We start from the raw sequence: 19198 nt of genomic DNA, 5'->3' as shown, positions 1-19198 counted from the left end.
ATGAAGGCGAGTTCGGCAGGCCGATTTCGCGGATTCTTGAGGCCACAATTCCTGGACAAATGTACTGACCGCATCCGGCACCGTAGTCGGTGCCAGATGCGGTCAGTATCGCAGTGGGACGAGGTCGGGTCCCCAAGTCAGGCGTTGCCGCCGAACAGGCTGGTGACCGAACCGTCCTCGAAGACCTCGTGGATCGCCTGGGCGATCAGCGGCGCGATCGAGAGCACCTTCACCTTGTCCAGTTCCTTGAAGCCCTCGGGAAGCGGCAGTGTGTTGGTGACGATCACCTCGCTGAAGGCACTCGCCTCCAGCCGCTCCTTGGCCGGACCGGAGAAGACCGGGTGGGTCGCGGCGGCAATCACCTGCTTGGCGCCGTGCTCCATCAGGGCCTCGGCGGCCTGGCAGATGGTGCCGGCCGTGTCGATCATGTCGTCGACCAGCAGGCAGGTCTTGCCCTTCACGTCGCCGACCACCTCGTGCACCTTCACCTGGTTGGCCACATTCACGTCGTGCCGCTTGTGGATGATGGCCAGCGGGCAGCCCAGCCGGTCGGTGAACATGTCGGCCAGCCGCACCCGGCCGGCGTCGGGCGAGACCACCACCATCTCTTCGGTGGAGTAGTTCTGCTTGACGTAGTCGCTGAGCACCGGCAGCGCCCACAGGTGATCCACGGGGCCGTCGAAGAAGCCCTGGATCTGCGCGGCGTGCAGGTCGACGGACATGATCCGGTCCGCCCCGGCGGCCTTGTACAGGTCGGCCATCAGCCGGGCGCTGATGGGTTCGCGGCCCAGGTGCTTCTTGTCCTGACGGGCATAGGGGTAGAAGGGGCTGACCACCGTGATCCGCTTGGCGGAGGCGCGCTTGAGGGCGTCCACCATGATCAACTGCTCCATCATCCACTGGTTCACCGGGGCGCAGTGGCTCTGGATCACGAAGGCGTCGGCGCCGCGCACCGACTCCTCGAAGCGAACATAGGTCTCGGAGTTGGCGTAGTCGATCGCCCTGGTGGGCACCAGGCTCACGCCGGTTAGTTCCGCGATCTCCTGCGCCAGCTCGGGGTACGCACGCCCCGCAAAGAGCATCAGATGCTTGTCATTCGGGCGCTTGACACCGCTCACTTGTAGTCCTCCGGCTTGACGTTGGCCATCTTCTCCCGGGACGCGGCAACGTCCGGGTGGATCTCGGGGCTGGCCTGCGCGGCGGAGCCGGCGGCCTTGGAGGCGGGCCGCTTGGTGGCCACCCAGCCTTCCTTGACGGCCTGCCGGCCGCGGGCGACGGCCATGGCACCGGCCGGAACGTCCTCGACGACGGCCGATCCGGCGGCGACGAACGCACCGGGGGCAATGTCCACGGGCGCGACCAGGACGGAGTTGGAGCCGATGAAGACGTCGTCACCCAGATGGGTGACCGACTTGTTGGTGCCGTCGTAGTTGGCGAAGATCGTGCCGGCGCCGACGTTGACGCCCTCACCGATCCGCGCGTCGCCGCAGTAGGTCAGGTGCGGCACCTTGGAGCCGTCGCCGATCTGGGCATTCTTGGTCTCCACGAAGGCGCCGATCTTGCCCTCGGCGCCCAACTCGGTGCCGGGGCGCAGGAAGCTGAACGGGCCGACGGTGGCGCCGGCGCCGATCACGCTCAGCGAGCCGTGGCTGCGGATGACGGTGGCGCCCTCGCCCACCTCGACGTCGGTCAGGGTGGTGTCGGGTCCGATCACGGCGCCGGTGGCGATGCTGGTGGCGCCCTCCAGATGTGTCCCGGACAGGATCGTGACGTCCTGCGCAATGTCGACGCCCTGCTGGATCCACGTGGTCCGCGGGTCCTGGACGGTGACGCCGCTCTTCATCCACTTCTCGACGATCCGGCGGTTCATCTCCTCATTCATCCGGGCCAGCTGCACCCGGTCGTTGACGCCCTCGGTCTGCCACAGATCGTCGATCATGTAGGCGCCCACCCGCTCGCTGTTGCCGCGGGCGGTGGAGATCACGTCGGTCAGGTAGAGCTCGCCCTGGGCGTTGTCGGTCTTGAGGTGCTTGAGGCCCTCGTAGAGCGTTTCGGCGTTGAAGATGTAGATGCCGGAGTTGATCTCGGTGACGGCAGCCTCTTGGGGGCTGGCGTCCTTCTGCTCCACGATCTTGGCAATCTGGTCACCATCCCGGATGATCCGGCCGTAACCGAAGGGCTCGGGAACCTTCGCGGTCAGCACGGTGATGTGGTTGCTCTGGGCACGGTGCTCCTGCACCAGCTCGATCAGGGTCTGACCGGTCAGCATCGGCACGTCGCCATAGGTGACAAGGATCTCGCCGCGCAACTCGCCGAGCCCCTGCAGGCCGCACTGGACGGCGTGCCCGGTGCCCTTCTGCTCCTCCTGGACCGCGGTGACCACATTGGGGGCAATCTCGGACAGGTGCTGCAGCACCTGCTCCCGCTTGTGGCCGACGACCACGACGAGGTGCTCCGGCTCAACCTCCTCAGCGGCATTGACGGCGTAGCTGAGCATGGAGTGCCCCGCCACCTGGTGCAACAACTTGGAGGTGTTGGACTTCATGCGGGTACCGCCGCCGGCGGCAAGGACGACGACGGCCGACACCTGCTGGGCGGGCTCGGGCTGCTGACTGGTCACGTGGCTCCTTCGGGTCCGGCAGCTTCCTGCCACTGACAGGGAGATACTGCCTCATCAGTGCTCCGGTGGAACTCTACCGCGTCGATGCTCGGCGACCGTGCCGCACTGATCGGCCCCGGCCCGGTCCGCCCGACGTCGCGACGGCCTGGCGCAGGCCCCGCGAACGACACAGGGCCCCGACCGATGTCGAGGCCCTGCCTTGCTGCTCCCCGGAGTGGAGTCGAACCACTGTCGCTAATCCTGATTCAAAGTCAGGCGGGCCCTGCCGGCAGACCAACCGGGGAACGTCCCGTCGCGCCGTGGCGCACAAAGGACTCCGTACACCTTACGGCACGGGCGGTACTGCGGCCCACCCCTGACCGAGGGGGGCTGGCTGGGCCGGGACTGCGGATCGACGGCTGTGGGATCATGGGCGGCATGCCGGACAGTGAGAACCTCAGGGCGCAGCCGCTCAGCAGCCAGCCCGAACCCAGTCACGCCGGCCGAACCGCCCCCATCCGGGCCCGGCGCGGCGCCCGCATCCGAATGACCAGCGCCGAGCGTCGCGAACAGCTGATCAGCGTCTCCCGGGAACTTTTTGCCCAGAAGGGTTTCGAGGGCACCAGCGTCGAGGAGATCGCCGCAACCGCCCAGGTCAGCAAGCCGGTGGTCTACGAGCATTTCGGCGGCAAGGAGGGGCTCTACGCGGTGGTGGTGGATCGCGAGGTCACCCGCCTGCACCACGCCATCCGCACCGCGCTGACCACGCCCGATGCCACCTCACGCGAGTTGATCGAGTACGGCGCGCTGGCACTGATGGACTACCTGGACGAGCACCCGGACGGCTTCCGGATCCTGGCCCGGGACTCGTCGGTGGTGGCAGCCCAGGGCTCCTTCGCCAGCATCCTGTCCGACATCGTCGGCCGGGTGGAGGGCCTCCTGGCGGAGCCGCTCAAGCGGCACGGCTTCAACCCGGGCTTCGCCGGCACCTATGCCCAGGCGCTGGTTGGCCTGGTGGCGCTGGCCGGCCAGAGCTGGCTGGACACCCGCCAGCCGCCCAAGGAGGTGGTGGCCGCCCACCTGGTGAACCTGGCCTGGAATGGGATGGCCAACCTGGTGCCCGAGCCGCAACTCACCGTGCGCGAGATGCCGACCGAAGGTGCTGGCCGACGCCGGAACCGCCGACCGGGCGTCTGAAGGGCAGCCCACTGGCCGGGAAGCGGCCGGGTGGCACAGGGAAAGTCAGCCCGCGAAAACTGTCGGACGGGTCCGATAGGGTGGCGAAGGAAGGCTGGCACGGCCGCCAGCCCCTGCCAGTTGACGGTTAGACGTCCAGACGATTTGAGGGGAAGCCCCAGCCCATGGCGAAGATCATCTACACCCACACCGACGAGGCACCGCTGCTCGCCACCTACTCCCTGCTGCCGGTCATCCAGGCCTACCTGAGCACCGCCGGCGTCGAGGTCGAGACCCGCGACATCTCGCTGGCCGGCCGCATCCTTGCCGCCTTCGGACAGCAGGACGATGCGCTGGCCGAGCTCGGTGAGCTGGCCAAGACCCCCGAGGCCAACATCATCAAGCTGCCCAACATCTCGGCCTCCATGCCGCAGTTGAAGGCCGCCATCGACGAGCTGCGCTCCCAGGGCGTCGACCTGCCCGACTACGACACCGCCTCCGACGAGGACAAGGCCAAGTACGACGCCGTCAAGGGCTCCGCCGTGAACCCGGTGCTGCGCGAGGGCAATTCCGATCGTCGCGCCCCGATCGCGGTCAAGAACTACGCCCGCAAGAACCCGCACTCGATGGGCGCCTGGAGCGCCGAGTCCAAGACCAATGTCGCCACCATGAGCGGCGATGATTTCCGGCACAACGAGCTCTCCGTCGTGATGCCCGCCGAGGACACCCTGAAGATCCAGCTGGTGGCCGCCGACGGCTCCGTCACCGCACTGAAGGAGTCGCTGCCCGTGCTGGCCGGCGAGGTGATCGACGGCACCGTGCTGCGCGCCAAGGCCCTGGACTCCTTCCTGGCCGAGCAGGTCAAGCGCGCCAAGGACGAGGGCGTGCTGTTCTCCACCCACCTCAAGGCCACCATGATGAAGGTCAGCGACCCGATCATCTTCGGCCACGTCGTCAAGGCCTTCTTCCCGCAGACCTTCGAGAAGTACGGCAAGGATCTGGAGGCGGCCGATCTCAGCGCCAACAACGGCCTGGGCGGCATCTTCGCCGGGCTGGACGCGCTGCCCAATGGCGCCGAGATCAAGGCCTCCTTCGACGAGGAACTGGCCAACGGTCCCGCGCTGGCCATGGTGAACTCGGACAAGGGCATCACGAACCTGCACGTCCCCAGCGACGTGATCGTCGACGCCTCCATGCCGGCCATGATCCGCACCTCCGGCCAGATGTGGAATGCCGCCGGCCAGCAGCAGGACACCCTGGCCGTGATCCCGGACAGCTCCTATGCCGGCATCTACCAGGTCGTCATCGACGACTGCAAGGCCAATGGCGCCTTCGACCCGACCACCATGGGTTCGGTGCCGAATGTCGGCCTGATGGCGCAGAAGGCCGAGGAGTACGGCAGCCATGACAAGACCTTCGAGATCGCCACCGCTGGCAAGGTGCAGGTGGTCAATGCCGCCGGCGAGGTGCTGATGGAGCATGACGTCGAGCCCGGTGACATCTGGCGCGCCTGCCAGGCCAAGGACGCCCCGATCCGCGACTGGGTGAAGTTGGCCGTGACCCGCTCCCGCCTCTCCAAGACCCCCGCCGTCTTCTGGCTGGATCCCGAGCGCGCCCACGACCGCAACCTGATCGAGCTGGTCAACAAGTACCTGGCCGATCCCGAGGTGGTCGGCGACGCCAGCGGCCTGGACATCCAGATCATGAGCCCGATGGAGGCCACCAAGTTCTCCATCGACCGGATCCGCAAGGGCGAGGACACCATCTCCGTCACCGGCAACGTGCTGCGCGACTACAACACCGACCTGTTCCCGATCCTGGAGCTGGGCACCAGCGCCAAGATGCTCTCGGTGGTGCCGCTGATGAATGGTGGCGGCCTGTTCGAGACCGGCGCCGGCGGCTCCGCCCCCAAGCACGTGCAGCAGTTGGTGGAGGAGAACTACCTGCGCTGGGATTCGCTGGGCGAGTTCATGGCGCTGGCCGAGAGCCTGCGCCACCTGGCGGCCTTCGACAGCAACAAGCGGGCCGAGGTGCTCGCCGAGGCGCTGGACAAGGCCACCGAGACCCTGCTCAACGAGAACAAGGGCCCGGCCCGCAAGGTCGGCCAGATCGACAACCGCGGTTCGCACTTCTACCTGGCGCTCTACTGGGCCAAGGAGCTGGCGGCGCAGACCGACGACGCCGAGCTGGCGCAGGCCTTCACCAATGTGGCCCAGCAGCTGGGTGACAACGAGCAGACCATCGCCGATGAGTTGCTCGCGGTGCAGGGCCAGCCGGCCGACATCGGTGGCTACTACCGCCCGGACGAGGCCAGGATCAGCGCCGTGATGCGCCCGTCGGCCACCTTCAACGAGGCCCTCGCCACGCTGAAGTGACCCATCGATCACCTTGAGGAGGGCCCGGGCGCAAAGCCCGGGCCCTACTGTTGTCGCGCCGATGTTGCGCCGGGATGAAATGACCCACCCGCGCTTTCAGCAGCCGTTCAGCTTCAGGGTATTGTTCCGGACAAGCGCAAGGGAGCCGTCGTCGGCTCGCCCCCCACACCTTGCGTCCGAGTCCGAGAGAAGAGCCCCATGAGCGTCGCCCGTACTGGCTCGGCCGTCTTCCTCACGGCCGTGGTCGCATCCGCCTTTGTGAACACCTTCGTGCCCTTGCAGTCGTTGAGCCAGCCTGGCCCCGCGCCGTCGGCCAGGATCAGCGCGCCCGCAGTCCCAGCAAGTCCGAGCCCGACCGACCCGTCCAGCACGGCGGCGCCCAGCCCGTCGCCGATGGATGAGAGCCCCGCCTCGACGACGCCGCTGCCCGCCGAATCCCAGGCGAGCAGCAGCATGGGGCAGAGCCCCACTGCATCGGCCACACCGTCCGCCGATGGCGAGCAGACACCCGGCAGCACGCCCACGCCCAGTGCCACGCCCCCGCCGCCCCTGGGCGAGAGTTGGGAGACGACGCCAACCCCCACGCCCTCCCAGACGGCCCCGCAGACCCACCAGCCGGGAACACACAGCACGGCCACCGATCCGGCCGGATCGCAGTCCTCGGTGGACACCCGCAGCACGGTGGAACCGGATGAGTCGTCCAGCCCGGATCCCGCCGGGCCCGCCACCTCCACCATGACCCCGCCCGATAGCGACGGCCCGGGTGGGACCCAACCGGGTCACACCAAGCCCGGCACGACGGCGCCGACGTCCATGTCACCGGGCGGGCCTCACACCAGCCAGCCGGCCCCCACCTCCCAGCGGCCCTCACCGCATCCGGGAAAGAGCACCGTCGAGGCCGTGGCCCCGCCCGAGCGCGACTGCCCGCGGGGCAGCACCGGCGATCACGACTGCCGTCGCTGACCCGGCACCACGACAGTCCACGGCGCCCGACAGCCACGACGCCCGTCCACCCAAGGGTGGACGGGCGTCGCCGTGACGTGCTGGATCAGAGCAGGTCGTTGATGGTCACGGTCTGCTCGCGGCCGGGGCCGACGCCGATGCCGGAGATCCGGCAGCCGATCAGTTCCTCCAGGCGCTTGACGTAGGCCTGGCAGTTGGCCGGCAGGTCGTCGAAGTGCCGGGCACCGGAGATGTCCTCGTGCCAGCCGTCCAGGTACTCGAAGACCGGGGTGGCCTTGGCCAGCTCATTGGTGTCCACCGGGAAGTACTCGACGCGCTTGCCGTCGATCTCGTAGGCGACGCACACCGGGATGGTGTCCCAGCCGGACAGGATGTCCAGCTTGGTGAGAAAGATGTCGGTGCAGCCATTGAAGGTGGCCGCCTGCTCCACCACCAGGGCGTCGAACCAGCCGCAGCGGCGCGGACGGCCGGTCGTCGCGCCGAATTCGCCACCCTCGGCGCGCAGGCGCTCGCCGTCGGCGTCGAAGAGCTCGGTGGGGAAGGGGCCCTCGCCGACGCGGGTGGTGTAGGCCTTCGCGATACCGACGATTCGATCGATCCGGGTGGGACCGACGCCAGTGCCGGTGCAGGCGCCGCCGGCGGTCGGGTTGGAGCTGGTGACGTAGGGATAGGTGCCGTGGTCGACGTCCAGGTGGTGGGCCTGGGCGCCCTCGAAGAGCACCACCTTGCCCTCGTCGAGTGCCTGGTTGAGCACCCGCGCGGAGTCGACGACGTGCGGCTGGATCCGGTCGCGGTGCTTGAGCAGCTGATCCACCACCTCGTCGACGCGGATCTCGGGCCGGTTGTACATCTTGACCAGCTGGCTGTTCTTGCTGGCCAGGGCCGCGGTCACCTTGTCGCGCAGCACCTCGGAGTCGAACAGGTCCTGCACCCGGATGCCCATCCGGTTGATCTTGTCCGAATAGGCCGGGCCGATCCCGCGGCCGGTGGTGCCGATCTTGCGCTTGCCAGCGAAGCGCTCGGTGACCTTGTCCATGGTCTGGTGGTAGCTGGTCAGCACGTGCGCGGTGGCGGAGATCTTCGGGTGCTGCACCTCGGTGCCACGCTCGGCCAGCTCGTCGAGCTCGGTGTAGAGCACGTCCAGATCGATCACCACGCCATTGCCCAGCACACAGGTGGTGTTGGGGTTGAGGATGCCCGACGGCAGCAGGTGCAGTACGGTCTTCTGCCCGTTGACCACCACCGTGTGCCCGGCATTGTTGCCGCCGGAGTAGCGAGCGCAGAAGTCGACGCGCTCCCCCAGCTGGTCAACGGCCTTGCCCTTGCCCTCGTCGCCCCACTGGGTACCGATCACCACGATGCCAGGCATTGCAGCCCTCCAAGTCTCGTCGGCGCCAACATGGCTGCCCGACGCCAGAAACAGGTGAAGCCCCTTGCACAGTGCAAGCGGGCTCTTGCCGCACAACTCTATCCCACGCATGTCACCGACCTCGGGGACGTCCGCAAGAGCAAAGGTCACCTGAACGTCACCTGAAGGCTACGCCGATGCCACCTACACCGGATTGGGTTGTTACTACATCCAGTAGCACGCTCCCCCCACACGGAGCTCCTCGAAGGAGAGAACCCATGCAGAATCGTCGAATCGCCGCCTCACTGGCCAGCCTCGCCCTGGTGGCCAGCTTTGCCTGTGCGGGCACCAACGGCACCGCCGCCGATGCCGCTCCCCAGCCCGTCAAGAAGGTCAAGAAGGCCAAGGCCCCCAAGAATGTCATCGTGCTGATCGGTGACGGCATGGGCTACAACCAGATCGCCGCCGCCTCCCTCTACCAGAAGGGCCGCAGCTACAAGCAGGCCGTCGGCCAGGAAGGTGCGGTCCGCGAGGTCAAGGGCAAGCCGGTCAACCTGCAGGAGCGTTGGCCGGTGCAGGTGGACATGGCCACCTACTCGGTCAAGGGCTCGTACGACCCGCTGCGCGCCTGGCGCGACTTCGACTACGTGAAGGCCGATCCCACCGACTCGGCCGCTGCTGGCACCGCGATGTCCTCCGGCGTGAAGACCTACAACGCCGGGCTGGGCGTCGACCCCGACGGCAACCCGGTGGAGAACATCTCCGAGCGCGCCATTGCCCTGGGCAAGTCGGCCGGCTCCATCTCGTCGGTGCAGTTCAGCCACGCCACCCCCGCCTCCTACGTGGTGCACAACAAGTCGCGCAATGACTACCACGGCATCGCGAAGCAGGAGGTCGCCTCCAAGATGACCGTGATGATGGGCGCCGGCAACCCCAACTTCGACGACAACGGCAACAAGCTGAAGGCCCCCAAGTACGGCTACATCGCCGAAGAGGACTACAAGGCGCTGCAGAAGGGCGCCAAGGGTTGGAAGCTGCTGGAGACCAAGGCCGACTTCCAGAAGCTCACCAAGGGCAAGACCCCAAAGCGGGTCTTCGGCATCCCGCAGGTGGCCACCACGCTGCAGCAGAACCGCGACGGCGAGTCCGAGCAGCCCTACGACGTTGCGCTGAACAAGAACGTGCCCGATCTGGCCACCATGACCAAGGGTGCGCTGAACGTGCTGGACAACGATCCCGACGGCTTCACCCTGATGGTCGAGGGCGGCGCGATCGACTGGGCCGGCCACGGCAACCAGGGCGCCCGCAACATCGAGGAGACCCTGGACTTCAACAAGGCCGTAGCCGCGGTGAACACGTGGGTGGAGAAGAACTCCAGCTGGGACGAGACCCTGGTGATCGTCACCGCCGACCACGAGACCGGCTACCTCTCCGGCGCCGTCTCCGACCCGAACTGGACGCTGCTGCGCGGCAAGAAGGGCCGTCTGCCACAGCACGCCTGGCACTCCGACAACCACACCAACCAGCTGGTGCCCGTCTACGCCAAGGGCGCAGGCTCCAAGCAGCTGGCCGCTCGCGCCGTCGCCGGTGACCCGGTGCGCGGCAAGTACCTGGACAACACCGATCTGGCCAATGTGCTGCTCAAGGACCTGTGGGCCAACAAGTCCGCCGCCATGAGCGCCAAGAAGACCCTTCGCTGACCCACGGAGGGGACGCACCTCCCGACGGGAACCAGCAGGGGCCCACCGCACGCTCGGTGGGCCCCTGCTGCGTCCTCTCGGCCACCGTGGTCACGGTGCGTGGCGGGCACCCACAGCGTCAGACGTCACGGCGCTTGCCGCCGTGTGGTCAGCTGCTGAGCACCTGGAAGGCCTCTTCGGAGCTGTCGCGCAGGAACTGGGCGCACCGCTCGGCCTCATCGGCCTCGCCGATCCGGCCGGCGGCGACACTCAGGGCCCACAGGCAGCGCAGGAAGCCCTGGTTGGGGACGTGGCTCCACGGCACCGGGCCGGAGCCGCGCCAGCCGCTACGACGCAGGGAGTCCAGCCCCCGGTGGTAGCCGGTGCGGGCATAGGCGTAGGCGGTCAGGTCGTCCTCCAGGCTCTCGGACTGCAACGCCGCCTCGGCGAGCATCGCCCAGCACAGGCTGGAGGTCGGGTGGTCGCGCACCACCTCCAGGAAGCCGTCCAGCCCGTCGTTGCTGAGCTTGGCCAGGGCGGGGTCCGTGGGCAGCAGGGTCTCGGGGCCGCTGGCCATCAGGTTCGGGTGGGTCTCGGGTGACATGGCCCCACTATAGGAAGCCGGGCCAGCGCTGTCCCGGCCCTGAGCCACCCAAGTTCGCCCACCGAGCGGTCCCAGCATGCGGAAATCGACGAGCCTGACACCGGCAGGGAGAAGAATTGACGACTCCCGGAACAGGCCGGAACAGTGAGGTGGCGAGCCTGCATGGACATCATGCGCACCAAGTCGATCGAGCAGTCCCTGCGCGACACCGACGAACCCGAATACCAGTTGAAGAAGTCGCTCTCCGCGCTGGACCTGACGGTCTTCGGCGTCGGCATCATCGTCGGCGCCGGCATCTTCACCCTGACCGGGCGGGTGGCCAACACCATGTCCGGGCCGGCCGTGGTGCTCTCCTTCGTCGTCGCCGCCCTGTGCTGCGGAATGGCCGCGCTCTGTTACGCGGAGTTCGCCGCCGCCGTGCCGGTCTCCGGTTCCGCCTACACCTTCTGCTACGCGTCGATGGGTGAATTCGTGGCCTGGATCATCGGCTGGGACCTGATCCTGGAACTGGTGCTGGCCGCGGCGGTGGTCTCCCAGGGGTGGAGCGCCTACGTCGGGGTGCTGCTGGGGCACATGGGTATCACGCTGCCGCCGTCGCTGAGCTATGGCGGGCTGGTGGACCTGCCGGCGATGCTGCTGGTGGCGGTGCTCGGCTGCCTGGTGGTGGTGGGCATCAAGGAGTCCATGCGGGTGGAGACCGTGCTGGTGGCGCTCAAGGTGGCCATCGTGCTGTTCGTGATCGTGGCCGGCATCGGCTACGTCAATGCCGACAACTACCACCCCTTCATCCCGGCGCCGGTGCCGGTGCCGGCCGAGACCAGCGGACTCACCCAGCCGCTGATCCAGGCGGTACTGGGCCACCAACAGGCTGCCTTCGGGATCGGTGGCATCTTCTCCGGCGCGGCGCTGGTCTTCTTCGCCTACCTGGGTTTCGACGTCGTCGCCACCGCCGCGGAGGAGACCAAGAATCCGCAGCGCGACCTGCCGCGCGGCATCATCGGCTCACTGGTGATCTGCACCGCGCTCTACTGCGCAGTGTCCATCGTGGTGACCGGCATGGTGCGCTATGACCAGCTCAAGCCGTCGGCCGCGCTGGCGGAGGCCTTCAGCTACCACGGCAAGACCTGGATGGCGACGCTGATCGCCGCCGGCGCCGTGGTGGGCCTCACCACGGTGGTGCTCACCATGCTCACCGGCTGTGTGCGGATCATCTTCGCGATGAGCCGGGATCACCTGCTGCCCATGCGGCTGGCCAAGGTGCACCCCACCTACCGCACCCCGTGGCTGATCGCCGCGATCATCACCGTCGTGATCGCGCTGCTGGCCGGCTTCACCCCGGTCGGCCGGCTGGAGGAGATGGTCAACATCGGCACCCTGAGCGCCTTCATCCTGGTCAGCATCGGCGTGCCGGTGCTGCGTCGCCGCCAGCCCGATCTGCACCGCCCCTTCCGGGTGCCCGGCTCGCCGGTGCTGCCGCTGCTCAGCGCCGCCATCTGCATCTGGCTCTCGTTGAACCTGGCGGTGGAGACCTGGCTGCGCTTCCTGTTCTGGCTGGTGCTCGGCGTGGTGGTCTATGCCGCCTTTGGCTACCGCCGTTCCCGCGTCGGCACCGGCGAGCAGCTGCCACATGATCTGGAAATCACGCTGAGCCAGAACCACTGAGGGCGGCCAGACGCGAAGGCACCAACGCCGAGTGGTTCGAGCCCCAGCAGTCTTGCGGCACCCTGTGAGGCAGCTGGCCGTGGTCAAGCGGCCCCATCCACCGGCGGTAGGATTTTGTCGTAATCCCCTCTCAAGTTCGGAGAATCCCTGCATGCCGATCCGCAATGACCTGCGCAATGTCGCCATCGTGGCCCACGTCGACCACGGCAAGACGACCCTCGTCGACGCGATGCTGTGGCAGTCCGGCGCCTTCCGTGAAGGCTCCGACGTCAACAACCGTGTGATGGACTCGATGGACCTGGAACGCGAGAAGGGCATCACCATCCTCGCCAAGAACACCGCGGTCAAGCACACCATGACCGATGGCGAAGAGCTGCTGATCAACATCATCGACACCCCCGGCCACGCCGACTTCGGTGGCGAGGTGGAGCGCGGTCTGGAGATGGTCGACGGCGTGATCCTGCTGGTGGACTCCTCCGAGGGCCCGCTGCCCCAGACCCGCTTCGTGTTGCGCAAGGCGCTGGCGAAGAACCTGCCGCTGATCGTCGTGATCAACAAGGTTGACCGCCCCGACGCCCGGATCACCGAGGTGATCGACGAGACCTATGAGCTGTTCATGGATCTGGTCGACGACGAGAAGGCCCACCAGCTGGACTTCCCGGTGGTCTTCGCCTCCGCCAAGGCCGGCCGTGCGTCGCTGACCCAGCCCGCCGACGGCGACATGCCCGACAGCGAGAACCTGCAGCCGCTGTTCGAGGTGATCGCCAAGACGATCCCCGCCCCCACCTACACCGAGGACGCGCCGCTGCAGGCGTTGGTCACCAACCTGGACTCCTCCCCCTACCTGGGCCGTCTGGCGCTGTGCCGGATCAAGGAGGGCGTGATCAAGCGTGGCCAGCAGGTCACCTGGATCCGTCGCGACGGCACCCAGCAGAACGTGAAGCTCTCCGAACTGCTGATGACCGACGCGTTGGAGCGCAAGCCCGTCGACGAGGCCGGCCCCGGCGACATCATCGCGATCGCCGGCATCCCGGAGATCACCATCGGTGAGACGATCGCCGATCCGGAGGATCCCAAGGCCCTGCCGCTGATCCACGTCGACGAGCCCAGCATCTCCATGACCATCGGCATCAACACCTCCCCGCTGGCCGGCCGCGTCGGCAAGCTGCTGACCGCCCGCCTGGTGAAGGCGCGCCTGGATCAGGAGCTGATCGGCAATGTCTCGATCAGCGTCAACAACACCGACCGCCCCGACACCTGGGAGGTGCAGGGCCGTGGCGAGCTGCAGCTGGCCGTGCTGGTGGAGATGATGCGCCGTGAGGGCTTCGAGCTGACCGTCGGCAAGCCCGAGGTGGTCACCACCCTGGTCGACGGCAAGCTGCACGAGCCCTTCGAGCGGCTCACCGTCGACTGCCCCGAGGAATTCGTCGGGCCGGTCAGCCAGATGATGGGCGTCCGCAAGGCCCGGATGGAGCAGATGGTCAACCACGGCACCGGCTGGGTCCGGCTGGAGTTCGTGCTGCCCGCGCGTGGCCTGATCGGCTTCCGCACCGAATTCCTCACCGAGACCCGCGGCACCGGCATCATGAACCACGTCTTCGAGGGCCGTTTCCCGTGGGCTGGTGAAATGCGCAACCGCCCCACCGGCTCGCTGGTGGCCGACCGGATGGGCGTCACCACCTCCTACACCCTGTTCAACCTGCAGGAGCGCGGCACGCTGTTCGTCGGCCCCGGCGAGGATGTCTACGAGGGCATGGTCGTCGGCGAGAATTCCCGCCCCGACGAGATGGATGTCAACCCCACCAAGGAGAAGCACCTGACCAATGTGCGCTCCGCGACGGGTGACGAGCTGGAGCGGCTGATTCCCCCGCGTCGGATGAGCCTGGAGGAGTCCCTTGAGTACTGCGCCGAGGACGAGTGTCTTGAGGTGACCCCGAAGGACGTCCGGATCCGCAAGGTGCAGCTCAGCCAGAACGACCGGGCCAAGGTGCGCAGCCGCGCCAAGGCCGCCGCCAACGCGGCCAGCAAGAGCTGAAGTTATCCTGATCCGCTGACCTTGGATCCGTTCGAGGTCAGCGGGTCAGGCGTCCAAGTCGACGGTGACTGGGGCACTTGGACCGCTGGTCATGCAAAGATGCGATCAGGATTAGAAAGATTCAGGGAAACTCTCAAGATTTCACTGCAACCGCCTTTCCCGGCCGTGCGTATTGAGAGTAGGAACTCACACGGAGGGCAACAGCCATGTCACACAAGATCTCGCGAGCACTCGTCGCCGCAGCCGCAGCTGCCGCTCTAGTGGCCACTCCCACCCTGACCGCTCCAGCGGACGCCGCGCCGATGCCGGCCGCGGACGCCGTGATCGCCAAGATGGGCAGCCGGGGCAAGACCGTCCAGCAGATCCAGGGCCGCCTCAACGGCCTGGGCTACCTGCCGGTCAGCGCCATCACCGGGTACTACGGCACCCAGACCACCGCGGCCGTCAAGCGCTTCCAGGCCAACAACGGCCTCAAGGCCACCGGCGTCACCGACAGCACCACCCACAACCTGATCATCGCCAAGTACAAGGCCCGCAAGACGAACAAGCCGGCCCCCAAGCCCGTCACCAGCGGCAAGATCATCGCCCGCCCCGGCGACAACAACAACACCGTCAAGCAGATCCAGGGCCGCCTCAACGGCCTGGGCTACCTGCCGGTCAGCGCCATCATCGGCAAGTACGGCCCCGCCACCACCGCGGCCGTCAAGCGCTTCCAGGCCAACAACGGCCTCAAGGCCACCGGGGTCACCGACGCCACCACCCACAACCTGATCATCGCCAAGTACAAGGCCCGCAAGACGAACAAGCCGGCCCCCAAGCCCGTCACCAGCGGCAAGATCATCGCCCGCCCCGGCGACAACAACAACACCGTCAAGCAGATCCAGGGCCGCCTCAACGGCCTGGGCTACCTGCCGGCCAGCGCCATCATCGGCAAGTACGGCCCCGCCACCACCGCGGCCGTCAAGCGCTTCCAGGCCAACAACGGCCTCAAGGCCACCGGCGTGACCGACGCCACCACCCACAACCTGATCATCGCCAAGTACAAGAAGCGCCCGAAGGTGACCAAGCCCTCGGTGCGGCTGGACAGCCGCTGCCTGACCGGGCGCGCCATCTGCATCGACAAGGGTGACCAGAAGATGTACTGGGTGGTCAACGGCCGGATCCAGGCCAGCTACAAGGTGCGCACCGGCCGGCCCAGCCTGCCGACCCGTTCCGGCTCCTTCAAGGTCTACCTGAAGCACCCCAACTGGTACTCCACCCTGTACCACGTGAACATGCCGTACACCATGTTCTTCTCCGGTGGTCAGGCGGTGCACTACTCCAGCGAGTTCGCGCAGATCGGTTACTCCGGCCGGGGCAGCCACGGCTGCGTGAACATGAACAGCCGTTCCGACGCCCGTTGGCTGTACAGCCAGGTCCGGGTTGGCGACAAGGTGATCGTCACCTCGTAGTCCGCACTCCATGACGGAACCGCCCGTCCTGCTTCGGCAGGGCGGGCGGTTTCGTGTGGGTCAGATCGCGTCGAAGAGCCCCGGAACGGCCCGTACCTGCCCAACCGGCTCGCCGTGCCCCAGCACGGGGGCGGTGGCCAGCTCGTCCAGCTGGGCGCTGCCGAAACCCAACCTGGTGACCAGGGCATGGGCCACGGCCATGCTGCCGCGAGCGCTGCCGTCGTCACTCTTGATCGCGATGCCGCGGCCGTCGGCCAGGCCGATCGCCAGACAGCCCTCCGCCCCGGCCTTGCAGATCAGTCCGGGGATGGCGCGGTGCAGCTTCAGTTCGTCGCGACGGGTTCCGGAAACCCATTCGGGATGATCCCGGTAGGCGTCGGCGATGGTCTTGAGTTCGCCCTCGTCAGCGGCGGCGAACTGGCCGAAGGCGTGGGCCAGGCCGCGCAGGGACATGGAGAACAGCGGTGCACCGCAGCCGTCGACGGTGGGATTGCTGGCCTCACCGGCCAGTTCGGTGATGGTGCGCGCCACCGCCTGTTGCAGCGGGTGGTCGGGGTCCAGGTAGTCCTGGGTGGGCCAGCCGGCGCGCAGGCAGGTGCGCAGCATGGCGGCATGCTTGCCGGAGCAGTTCATCGCGACGGGCTCCTTGCCATGACCGGCCAGGATCCATTCGCCGCGGGCCTCTTCATCCAGGGGGTGATCGGGCGTGCACTGCAGCGCGCCCTCGTCCAGCCCGACGCCGGCCAGGATGCGCCGGGTGCCGTCCAGATGGAAGTCCTCACCCGAATGGGAGGCCCCGGCCAGCGCCAGCAGCTCGCCGGTCAGGTCCAGCCCGCTGCGCAGCATGGCCAGCGCCTGCATCGGCTTGTTGGCCGATCGGGGGTAGAGCTGGGCCTCGGCATCGCCCAGGGCGAGTGCCACCGAGCCGTCGGGATTGGTCAGCACCACCCGTCCCCGGTGGACGCACTCCAGGAAGTCCTGACGGATCACCTGGACGAGGACGGGCGAGGGCTGGGTATTGTTCACGCCCCGATCCTATCCGCCGCAGCTTCTGCGGCCGAAAGCCGTCCGGGCGGCAGGATTTCAGAGACGCGGACGAACGTGCAGACCCACCTCGGGGTCAACCAGGGCTTCCTGGTTGGCGCTGATCCCGCCCGCGGTCAGGGTGGCCTCCACGGCCACATTGCGCTTGACCAGGCCGAGCGCGATCGGGCCCAGTTCGTGGTGCCGCTCCGAGCTGCCGACAAAGCCCACCGGACGCCCGTCGAGCTCCAGCGGCGCGCCGAGCTCCGGCAGCGCCTCCATCGAGCCGTCCAGGTGGAGCTGCACCAGGCGACGCGGGGGCCGGCCAAGGGTGTGCACCCGGGCGACGGTCTCCTGACCGCGGTAACAGCCCTTGTCCAGATGGGTTCCCAGCAGGCCGATCTCGTTGGGGATGGTCTTGTGGTCGGTGTCGACGCCGATCCGCGGGATTCCGGCGGCGATCCGCAGGGCCTCGTGCGCCCACACCCCAACGGGCTGCGCGCCGGCGCTGCTCCCCCGGGGAACCAGGTGCTCCGTTCCCCCGGCCACCTGGCTGGCGCGGCTGGCCAGCGCCGCCTCGGGACGAGCGACGTCACGACCAACCCAGAGCAGCTCCAGATCCCCCCGCAGCGCCACCTCGACGCGCATCATGAAGCGCATCCGGTCGAGCCAGCCGGCCAATTCCGCACCCCGGCCGGCCTCGGTCCACGCCCAGAAGGACTCCCCGTCGTCGATGCCGTGCAGGACGTGCTCGACCCGGCCGTTGGGGTCGAGCACCAAGGCCGTGGTGGCCTCGCCCACCGCCAGCTCCGTCAGGTGCTGGCTGGTCAGGGAATGCAGCCAGGTCAGCCGGTCCGGGCCGCTGATCCTCAACACCGGGCGATTGGCCAGGGCCAGTTCGCCGCCGCCGGCTTCCATGGTGCGCTGTTCGCGCATCGGGTCGCCGTGATGCCAGGCCAGACCCTCGTCGACGCCGCCGGTGACGTTGACCGCGCTCATGGCCGGCTCAGGCGACGCGCTGCAGGCGCGCCCACAGGTAGGGCTGCAGTTGGTGGTTTGTGGTGGCGCGGTCGAAGGTCCACAGCAGGTCGCCTTCCACCTGGCCATAGAGACGCGAGCCGCCGGTGTACTCGACGTCGGCGGTGTTGGTGCGGGCCACTGCGTCGGAGACCATCTCGATCTTGGCGCCGTCGATGGTGCCGGTCCAGACCTCGGCCCAGCCCTCGGGCGCGGTCAGCACCACCTCGAGGTTCTTCTTGTCCGTGCTGGGACGCCAGAAGCCGGTCTCCATGCTGATCGGCTCGGTCGGGGTGCCCTTGGCATCCACCTTGTAGGTCTGGCAGATGTAGTGCAGGTAGGGCCCGCCATTTGTCTCGAAGTCGATCTGCTGACCGTACTCGAACTCGCCGTGGCCGGGCCAGGTGCCGTGCCCGTTGCCGCGCCAGCGTCCGATCATCCAGGCCAGCGGAAAGAGCGCCGGGTTGAGGTCGTCGGGAATCTGGAAGGCCATGTCAGCTGTCTCGCTTCGTTCGTCGTTCTCGCCACTCCTGTGGGAGCAGGAGGACGGCCAGCACTCCGAGCGCCACCAGCCCGATCAGGGCGCAGGCGATCGCAAGGATGATCACGGAGATGTTGGCCACCCGCAGAGTCTAACCAGCGGGCAAGCGCATTTCTTCCCGCTAACCTCGGGCACATGCGATGTGTGGTGCAGCGAGCCCTGGAAGGCACGGTCAGCGTCGACGGCGAGGTGGTCGGTCGGCTTCCATCACCCGGGTTGGTGGTGCTGGCCGGGATCACCCACGACGACGACCAGGACGTGGTGCGCCGGATGGCGGAGAAGCTCTGGGGCCTGCGGATCCTGGACGACGAGAAGTCCGCCAGCGATGTGGTCGCTCCGCTGCTGGTGGTCAGCCAGTTCACCCTGTACGCGAATGTCCGCAAGGGTCGACGCCCGTCGTGGAGCGCGGCGGCCCCCGGACCGGTCAGCGAGCCGCTGGTGGACGCCTTCGTCGAGGCGCTGCGCGAGTTGGGAGCGCACGTCGAGACCGGCGTCTTCGGTGCCGACATGAAGGTGGCGCTGGTCAACGACGGCCCGGTCACCCTGGTGTTGGACTCCGCGGAGCTCTTCGCCCCGCGCTGAGATCCGTCGCGGGTGGGGCCTCGTCAGGCTCGGCCATCGTGGTCGCCTCTGCGCCCAACGCCACCACGATCCCCGAGCACGTCGAGGAGCCTTTCAGCGTCAGCGATCGCGGCGATTGTCTGTCGGTCAATGGGGCCGTGGGT

At 67.7% G+C, this 19198-nt stretch carries 16 protein-coding genes and 1 tRNA gene; 7 read left to right on the top strand and 10 right to left on the bottom strand.

The annotated features are described in order from the left end of the window. Positions 1–137: 137 nt before the first annotated feature. The 3 genes from AAEX57_RS02435 to AAEX57_RS02425 form a co-directional block, all read right to left on the bottom strand. Positions 138–1118 carry a ribose-phosphate diphosphokinase gene (locus AAEX57_RS02435; RefSeq protein WP_342090668.1) on the bottom strand — a complete coding sequence of 327 codons (981 nt, stop codon included), beginning with the start codon at positions 1116–1118 and terminating at the stop codon, positions 138–140. Next, entirely contained in the window at positions 1115–2620 is a 1506-nt protein-coding gene (glmU, locus tag AAEX57_RS02430) for a bifunctional UDP-N-acetylglucosamine diphosphorylase/glucosamine-1-phosphate N-acetyltransferase GlmU (RefSeq protein WP_342090667.1), read from the bottom strand. Before glmU ends, AAEX57_RS02435 begins: the two co-directional genes overlap by 4 nt. 205 nt (positions 2621–2825) lie before the next feature. Further along, positions 2826–2904, bottom strand: a tRNA-Gln gene (locus AAEX57_RS02425). A 241-nt stretch (positions 2905–3145) separates the two neighbouring features. Here AAEX57_RS02425 and AAEX57_RS02420 point away from each other — a divergent pair. Beyond that, positions 3146–3796, top strand: coding sequence for a TetR/AcrR family transcriptional regulator (locus AAEX57_RS02420; RefSeq protein WP_342090730.1), 651 nt, complete (start codon positions 3146–3148; stop codon positions 3794–3796). Positions 3797–3960: 164 nt separating this feature from the next. Beyond that, positions 3961–6150 (top strand): NADP-dependent isocitrate dehydrogenase, encoded by a 2190-nt coding sequence (locus tag AAEX57_RS02415; RefSeq protein ID WP_342090666.1) that lies wholly within the window; start codon positions 3961–3963, stop codon positions 6148–6150. Positions 6151–6263: 113 nt separating this feature from the next. Here the strand turns inward: AAEX57_RS02415 and AAEX57_RS02410 are convergent, their stop codons facing one another. After that, positions 6264–6821, bottom strand: coding sequence for a hypothetical protein (locus AAEX57_RS02410; protein ID WP_342090665.1), 558 nt, complete (start codon positions 6819–6821; stop codon positions 6264–6266). A gap of 377 nt (positions 6822–7198) precedes the next feature. Beyond that, positions 7199–8482 carry an adenylosuccinate synthase gene (locus AAEX57_RS02405; RefSeq protein WP_342090664.1) on the bottom strand — a complete coding sequence of 428 codons (1284 nt, stop codon included), beginning with the start codon at positions 8480–8482 and terminating at the stop codon, positions 7199–7201. Positions 8483–8739: 257 nt separating this feature from the next. Here AAEX57_RS02405 and AAEX57_RS02400 point away from each other — a divergent pair, with 257 nt between their 5' ends. After that, positions 8740–10161 (top strand): alkaline phosphatase, encoded by a 1422-nt coding sequence (locus AAEX57_RS02400; RefSeq protein WP_342090663.1) that lies wholly within the window; start codon positions 8740–8742, stop codon positions 10159–10161. Between the two features lie 148 nt (positions 10162–10309). On the opposite strand, the gene AAEX57_RS02395 is transcribed toward AAEX57_RS02400, so the two are convergent. Continuing rightward, a complete protein-coding gene (locus AAEX57_RS02395) occupies positions 10310–10744 on the bottom strand; it encodes a DUF3151 domain-containing protein (protein ID WP_342090662.1) in 435 nt (144 codons plus the stop codon). Between the two features lie 162 nt (positions 10745–10906). Here AAEX57_RS02395 and AAEX57_RS02390 point away from each other — a divergent pair, with 162 nt between their 5' ends. The 3 genes from AAEX57_RS02390 (at position 10907) to AAEX57_RS02380 (ending at position 15892) form a co-directional block, all read left to right on the top strand. Beyond that, the gene (locus AAEX57_RS02390) at positions 10907–12406 is read left to right on the top strand and encodes an amino acid permease (protein ID WP_342090661.1); all 1500 of its coding nucleotides are present in this window, start codon (positions 10907–10909) and stop codon (positions 12404–12406) included. A 151-nt stretch (positions 12407–12557) separates the two neighbouring features. Beyond that, positions 12558–14441 (top strand): translational GTPase TypA, encoded by a 1884-nt coding sequence (gene typA, locus AAEX57_RS02385; RefSeq protein ID WP_342090660.1) that lies wholly within the window; start codon positions 12558–12560, stop codon positions 14439–14441. A gap of 206 nt (positions 14442–14647) precedes the next feature. Next, complete coding sequence (locus tag AAEX57_RS02380) at positions 14648–15892, top strand: L,D-transpeptidase family protein (RefSeq protein WP_342090659.1); 1245 nt, start codon at positions 14648–14650, stop codon at positions 15890–15892. Positions 15893–15952: 60 nt separating this feature from the next. Here AAEX57_RS02380 and AAEX57_RS02375 read toward each other — a convergent pair whose 3' ends face one another. The 4 genes from AAEX57_RS02375 to AAEX57_RS02360 are packed head-to-tail and all read right to left on the bottom strand — an operon-like array spanning position 15953 to position 18555. Continuing rightward, on the bottom strand, positions 15953–16918 hold the full coding sequence (locus tag AAEX57_RS02375) for an asparaginase (RefSeq protein ID WP_342090658.1): 966 nt from the start codon (positions 16916–16918) through the stop codon (positions 15953–15955). Positions 16919–16975: 57 nt separating this feature from the next. Next, positions 16976–17914 (bottom strand): CAF17-like 4Fe-4S cluster assembly/insertion protein YgfZ, encoded by a 939-nt coding sequence (ygfZ, locus tag AAEX57_RS02370; RefSeq protein ID WP_342090657.1) that lies wholly within the window; start codon positions 17912–17914, stop codon positions 16976–16978. A 7-nt stretch (positions 17915–17921) separates the two neighbouring features. After that, positions 17922–18425 (bottom strand): FABP family protein, encoded by a 504-nt coding sequence (locus tag AAEX57_RS02365; protein WP_342090656.1) that lies wholly within the window; start codon positions 18423–18425, stop codon positions 17922–17924. A gap of 1 nt (position 18426) precedes the next feature. Beyond that, the gene (locus AAEX57_RS02360; protein ID WP_342090655.1) at positions 18427–18555 is read right to left on the bottom strand and encodes a hypothetical protein; all 129 of its coding nucleotides are present in this window, start codon (positions 18553–18555) and stop codon (positions 18427–18429) included. 53 nt (positions 18556–18608) lie between these two features. On the opposite strand from AAEX57_RS02360, the gene dtd reads away from it, so the two are divergent. Further along, complete coding sequence (dtd, locus tag AAEX57_RS02355; protein WP_342090654.1) at positions 18609–19055, top strand: D-aminoacyl-tRNA deacylase; 447 nt, start codon at positions 18609–18611, stop codon at positions 19053–19055. Positions 19056–19198: the final 143 nt, after the last annotated feature.

Source organism: Luteococcus sp. H91 (assembly GCF_038433135.1).
In the GTDB taxonomy this organism is placed as follows: Bacteria; Actinomycetota; Actinomycetes; order Propionibacteriales; family Propionibacteriaceae; genus Luteococcus.
The sequence above is the reverse complement of the archived record's forward strand: the minus strand, read 5'-3'. Positions and strand labels throughout refer to the sequence as shown.

Excerpts from the sequence above, each read along its gene's own strand:
- ygfZ (WP_342090657.1), bottom strand. The coding sequence starts at position 17,914 with ATGAGCGCGGTCAACGTCACCGGCGGCGTCGACGAGGGTCTGGCCTGG.
- AAEX57_RS02380 (WP_342090659.1), top strand. The coding sequence starts at position 14,648 with ATGTCACACAAGATCTCGCGAGCACTCGTCGCCGCAGCCGCAGCTGCC.
- AAEX57_RS02415 (WP_342090666.1), top strand. The coding sequence starts at position 3,961 with ATGGCGAAGATCATCTACACCCACACCGACGAGGCACCGCTGCTCGCC.
- AAEX57_RS02390 (WP_342090661.1), top strand. The coding sequence starts at position 10,907 with ATGGACATCATGCGCACCAAGTCGATCGAGCAGTCCCTGCGCGACACC.
- AAEX57_RS02365 (WP_342090656.1), bottom strand. The coding sequence starts at position 18,425 with ATGGCCTTCCAGATTCCCGACGACCTCAACCCGGCGCTCTTTCCGCTG.
- dtd (WP_342090654.1), top strand. The coding sequence starts at position 18,609 with ATGCGATGTGTGGTGCAGCGAGCCCTGGAAGGCACGGTCAGCGTCGAC.
- AAEX57_RS02420 (WP_342090730.1), top strand. The coding sequence starts at position 3,146 with ATGACCAGCGCCGAGCGTCGCGAACAGCTGATCAGCGTCTCCCGGGAA.
- typA (WP_342090660.1), top strand. The coding sequence starts at position 12,558 with ATGCCGATCCGCAATGACCTGCGCAATGTCGCCATCGTGGCCCACGTC.
- AAEX57_RS02405 (WP_342090664.1), bottom strand. The coding sequence starts at position 8,482 with ATGCCTGGCATCGTGGTGATCGGTACCCAGTGGGGCGACGAGGGCAAG.
- AAEX57_RS02400 (WP_342090663.1), top strand. The coding sequence starts at position 8,740 with ATGCAGAATCGTCGAATCGCCGCCTCACTGGCCAGCCTCGCCCTGGTG.
- AAEX57_RS02395 (WP_342090662.1), bottom strand. The coding sequence starts at position 10,744 with ATGTCACCCGAGACCCACCCGAACCTGATGGCCAGCGGCCCCGAGACC.